This is a genomic window from Rubrivivax sp. A210 (assembly GCF_904426505.1).
Taxonomy (GTDB): Bacteria; Pseudomonadota; Gammaproteobacteria; order Burkholderiales; family Burkholderiaceae_C; genus Rubrivivax.
Map to the genome: position 1 here is coordinate 1 of NZ_CAJGBN010000042.1, position 4,815 is coordinate 4,815.

Sequence of the window (4,815 nt, forward strand, 5' to 3'; positions counted from 1 at the left end):
GGGCCTCCGGCGGCCTGGCAGGGGCCTTGAATTAAGATCAACGAGAGAACAGCCAGTGCGGCTGTAATTCCAACCAAGTGTCACCCATCCGTCCAGAGAGAGTGTTACCTATCCGCCCGGTCGCTCACTCGCTCGGTTTCGCGGAGTGACGCGTTTGTGGGCAGGGTTATCTGCCGGCCTGGCCTGCGATCGGCCTAGCGGCTGGTAGGCAGAGGTCGACCTTCTGCTTTCTCTTCCAGAAGAGCAAGCTTATCTCACCTCGAAGTGTCTCAATTGAGTGCCGAAACACCATTCGCCTAAAATCGTTGTATTGAAGAACCTTGATCTCGGTGATCTCTGGATCTTGCACAAAGAAGAAGTATTCGTCCGCCTTTCCTATGAATCGAAGTTCCTTCGTCGACTTTGCGACGTCCGATTCCTTCAGGTCGGACTCGCACACGTACAGGAAATCACCTGCTGAGAAGATCAACCGATGTGCGCGAACAACACCATGGACAAGGGAAACTGTCGGAATTAGAACAAACACGATGCAAATGAGACCTCGAAGGATCGGCTCCCTTACAGAGTCTTCTGCATACTCCGAGTTCTTTAGGTGCAGCCCCATTGCTATAGAGGCGGCAATCGCAAGCGCGTACACAACCTGCCCATAGGACCCCGAGATGGCGACGTAGCCAAGCCATGCAAGACCCGCGACTCCGCCAACAACCTTGAACTTCCTCACTGCTTGTCTTCTACGCTCTTGATCGTCCTCGCGCTCGCGTTTGGTCGGTTCGACACCCGTCAGCACCGTTCCGCTGCCTTCGGCGAACATACGCGGCGTCAACATCGGGCCGTACATGAGGCCGTGGAAGACAAACAGCGAAGCTATTCCCAGAAGGGGGTATATCGCGCTTCGTACTAGATCATCAAACGATAGGAACTCGAATACATTGATGTTGAATGCACCCCAGTAGCCAGCAAGGTACAAAACGGAGGAGGTCAGCGAAAGTCCCGCGAGGATGATGCTGAACTTGATTGGAGTAGATGTCATCGAGATCTCAGATGTGCGGCCTAACGTTCGAGCTAAGGCGGCACCGACGGTGGGACGCCAGGCCGCGGCCACAGAAAATGTACACCGTACCTGTGGCCGCGGCCTGGTGGCCCGCCGTTGGGGCTCGCCTTGAGCGAGGGGTTAGGCATCTCAGCGCTCGGAGTCAATGTTGAACCATGGACGCCACGTTCCTACAAGCCGATCTTCCTCGAAGAAGCGCTCCGCGATGGCGTTGTCTCCAAAATTATTGCGATAAGAGAAACCTACCGAATTGGCTATGAGTCGAAGTGGGCTAGTTTCACCTGGAAAGATGTGTTCAATACCCCAGCGGAGTTGACAAGATGTCGTATTCGGTTCGGCCTTGTGATGTTCTGGGTGAGCTGCGTGTAGGCGTACTTCGCTCTTGCGCTTTATGTGCAGGCCAAATCTCTTCCGGAGGTTGGTCGTCTTGCCAACATACAGACACGGATAGGTTAGTTCCGGCGGCCACCAGTCTCGATACTCGACGTTGACTCGAACCTCGTTAGGGCCTTTGAGTACTACTGTGCGGTTTGATGCTAGGAGAGTCGCCTTATCTGCAACCCACCAGAACGCATACACGCCTGGGCCATCTGGAATGGGTGACTTTCGGTGCGCGCAGATGTCAGCCACGCTGCGGATGGATGCGGGAAGGTGCATTTTGAGATGCCTAACGTTCGAGCTAAGCGGGCGGCAACGGCAGGGCGCCAGGCCCGGGCCGGTGAAAATGTACGTAGTACCACCGGCCCGGGCCTGGTGGCCTGCCGTTGGCGCTCCGCTTGAGCGAGGGGTTAGGCGTCACTTGCGCGGCGCTTGCTTCGCAGGCTTCCTTTGAGAGAAGACCTCCAGAATCTTCTTCGTCTTGGTCAACTTTGCACATCCAACTTCGATAAGTTGTATGAAGTCTCTTGCATCCGAAAAGTAGTTCTTGAAGGCCAACCGAACCTCATCGCTTGTGTCTGCTCGAACGAGAACGATGTCCCTTTCCGGATGTTCCTTTTCAAGCTCAAAAAGTGCGCGCAGGGCTTCTGTCGCATCCCGATAAGTCTTCATCTGAAGGGCTCTGCCGCCTTCGAAAATAAGAATCGTATTCTTCTTGGCAGACACCGCACGATCGGCTGCATTCAGTCCGCGAAGCATTTCTAGAAGTCCAATTTCTTTCTCTGCCGCCAAGAACTGAGCTACTACATCGCGGTCCTCAAGTTCAGGAAAGGGTCCCTTTTGATTTTCGTGGGCTCGGGCAAGTATCTCGCTTGCCAATGCCATCGCGTGTTCGTATCGCCTATCGCCCTGCTGGAACTTTGGCTGGCTCTCCGTGATAAAGCCAATCACCTCGACTGCAGTTGCCCAGGCATGTTGGACCAGGGTTCGGTACTGGATTTCGACATACAGACCGGTCAGTGCCTTTCCTACTTCGGAGTTGACATCGTATTCATAGATGTCGTGAATGCCACGATAACCGGTTGGTTTCGGGTTTTGAATGTAGTCGTATCTTCCGGGGTCGTCAGCGTGGCGTCGTTTATGTTTGAACCTTGCGCCATGGAAGCTTTGGCGAAATGCATATAGATCCTTAGATTTCTTGAAGATCAGTCTGCAACCGGCGACATCATCCATTCTCGACAGGCTCATGCCTGGCAGTCGGTCAAGCTTGTCGAAGATCGTCCGCTTCCGCTTGTGACGTTGGGCCACCATGGCACCGGCACTTCGTGCGCGTTCTCTCAGGATCGCCTGGAATGTGTTCAGGACCGCTCGGTGCGCGGCCCGCCATTCCTCGATGACAGCCAGATCATCAGCGGTGGGATTGCCAGCGCGCACGTTCTCTCCAGCGCGGTTGACGCGGGACTTTGAGCCGCCCGGGAAACTAGGCGTGCCGGTAGGGACTTGGCGCTTGCGCATATTGCTTTCTGTGACGCCTAACGTTCGAGCTAAGCGGGCGACGACGGCAGTACGCCAGGCCCGGACTGGTGAAAATGTACCGCGTACCACCAGCCCGGGCCTGGTGGCCTGCCGTTGGCGCTCCGCTTGAGCGAGGGGTTAGCCCGCAGTCGCGGTAGGTGCTATCAGCCGAATCAGTGAACCTGGGGCGAGTTCATCGGGCACCAACTCGATGATCTTTTCGCTTTGCAGTCGTTCAACCTCTGTAATAATTCGAGTTAGTGGAAAGCTTGATTGAAGGCGTTCGACTAGATCGTTGACAGTTGCTTTGGGGCGAGACCTTCGGTAAACCCGCAATTGACGAAGAATATGCTCGCGAACTGTTTCCTCGCGGGCTTCTAGATCAACCTGCCGCGAAGTCACGATCGCTCGATCCAGAATGCCGCGCATCTCGCCTGTCAGCGACGCCATTTTGTCGTCTGCAATCCGCTGGCGTTGCAGAAGTTCGGCCACCTGATTCTCGACAACCTTCTTGAGCTCTGAGATCTTCTCATCGGCCTTCTTTTCTGCCTCCTCAATTGCGTTCTCTTGCTCCGGTGCTTCCGTTGGCCAGATGTGTTTGCGCATATCCGAGACGGTATCCCGCATCATCGAGAATGTGTCGGAGTAGAGCTTGTCAAAGAGTTTCTCTAAGCGCTCGACACTTGCCGCAATATCCTTGGCGGCCTCAGTCGTTGCCTTTGCAGCCTCATTGGACATTCTGTAGAAGACAACCGATAGCCATATCGCCCCGACCGCTAGAATGAGCGAGGCAATGGAGGCGACGAAGCTTATGATGTCGAAGATTGATTTGTTGTCCATGACGCTTCATTGTTCCGTGTTGTGGTCGACGGAGGATGTCGGGTGAGTCTGCGGGCTAACGTTCGAGCTAAGCGGGCGCCAACGGCAGGACGCCAGGGCCCGGGCTGAGAAAATGTACCGCGTACCTCAGACCGGGCCCTGGTGGCCTGCCGTTGGTGCTCCGCTTGAGCGAGGGGTTAGGCGTCACTTTGCGGGCGGTGATGCGAGCGTTAGCGTTGGCTTCACTTGCCGAGCGACCGTAAGTTCATAGTTAGGATAGCCAATGTCAACCAATTCAATACTAAAGGTGAAGGAACGATACTCGATTTCCAAGTAGCAGCCGTTTTCCAACGTCGCCTCTACTGGGCCTCCTGTACCAGATGACTCAAGCTTGGCTGAATTGCCATTCAGTTGCCGGATGGCTGCCCTAAGCGTTGGCAGGTTCGCACCACCCAGCCTACATGTGGTTTTCCCGGTCTCCTCTTTCTTGGCCTGTACATTGATAGCTCGGTCAAGAATGGGTGTAATCGCTTCGTCGCGAACTTTGATCTTGGTTGGCAAGTAAAAGTTGTTAGGCAGCGTTGCGGGTGAACTTGCTGGTACCGCAACCGGAACAACTGGGGTTAGGTCAGGTGGCGGTACACGTTCGGCCGCCTTCTTATACTTAATCAGGTTGAATACGCTTACTTCTGATCCAGGTTCCGCGACGAAGTGAATCGTGAGAGGAAGGACAAACGTGAGAAGTACGACCAACAGCATCGCTGTACGGGATCGAATCGCTTCTGTCGCGAAGTCCCATGCGGTTCGACCATTTGGTGATACCTGAGCGGTCTGAGTGACCGCTGGCACTTGAGGTTTTGATTCGTCGGGAAGCATAAGTGGTGGTTACTTTGTGACGCCTAGACAGAATGGCTACGCGAAATCGGGCGGCCCGTCCCCTGCAATGACGTAGGTTGCGCGCCGTTGGCGTGCCGAGCTACACCAATGCACCTGGCCGACAGGCGGTCAGGTCGTTGCGAACTTGCAAGGAGACGGGCCATGAAGGAATCTAG

The 4,815-nt window shown here is 55.0% G+C and carries 4 protein-coding genes; all 4 read right to left on the reverse strand.

Annotated elements, in window-relative coordinates:
* Positions 1-166: 166 nt before the first annotated feature.
* The 4 genes from JMV16_RS18095 to JMV16_RS18110 all read right to left on the reverse strand — a co-directional run bounded on the left by JMV16_RS18095 (position 167) and on the right by JMV16_RS18110 (position 4,522).
* Positions 167-1,030 carry a hypothetical protein gene (locus tag JMV16_RS18095; protein ID WP_201495708.1) on the reverse strand — a complete coding sequence of 288 codons (864 nt, stop codon included), beginning with the start codon at positions 1,028-1,030 and terminating at the stop codon, positions 167-169.
* An 816-nt stretch (positions 1,031-1,846) separates the two neighbouring features.
* Positions 1,847-2,944, reverse strand: coding sequence for a RelA/SpoT domain-containing protein (locus JMV16_RS18100; protein WP_201495709.1), 1,098 nt, complete (start codon positions 2,942-2,944; stop codon positions 1,847-1,849).
* Between the two features lie 138 nt (positions 2,945-3,082).
* Entirely contained in the window at positions 3,083-3,784 is a 702-nt protein-coding gene (locus JMV16_RS18105) for a hypothetical protein (protein ID WP_201495710.1), read from the reverse strand.
* A gap of 183 nt (positions 3,785-3,967) precedes the next feature.
* Positions 3,968-4,522, reverse strand: a complete 555-nt coding sequence (locus JMV16_RS18110) for a hypothetical protein (RefSeq protein ID WP_201495711.1) — start codon at positions 4,520-4,522, stop codon at positions 3,968-3,970.
* Positions 4,523-4,815: the final 293 nt, after the last annotated feature.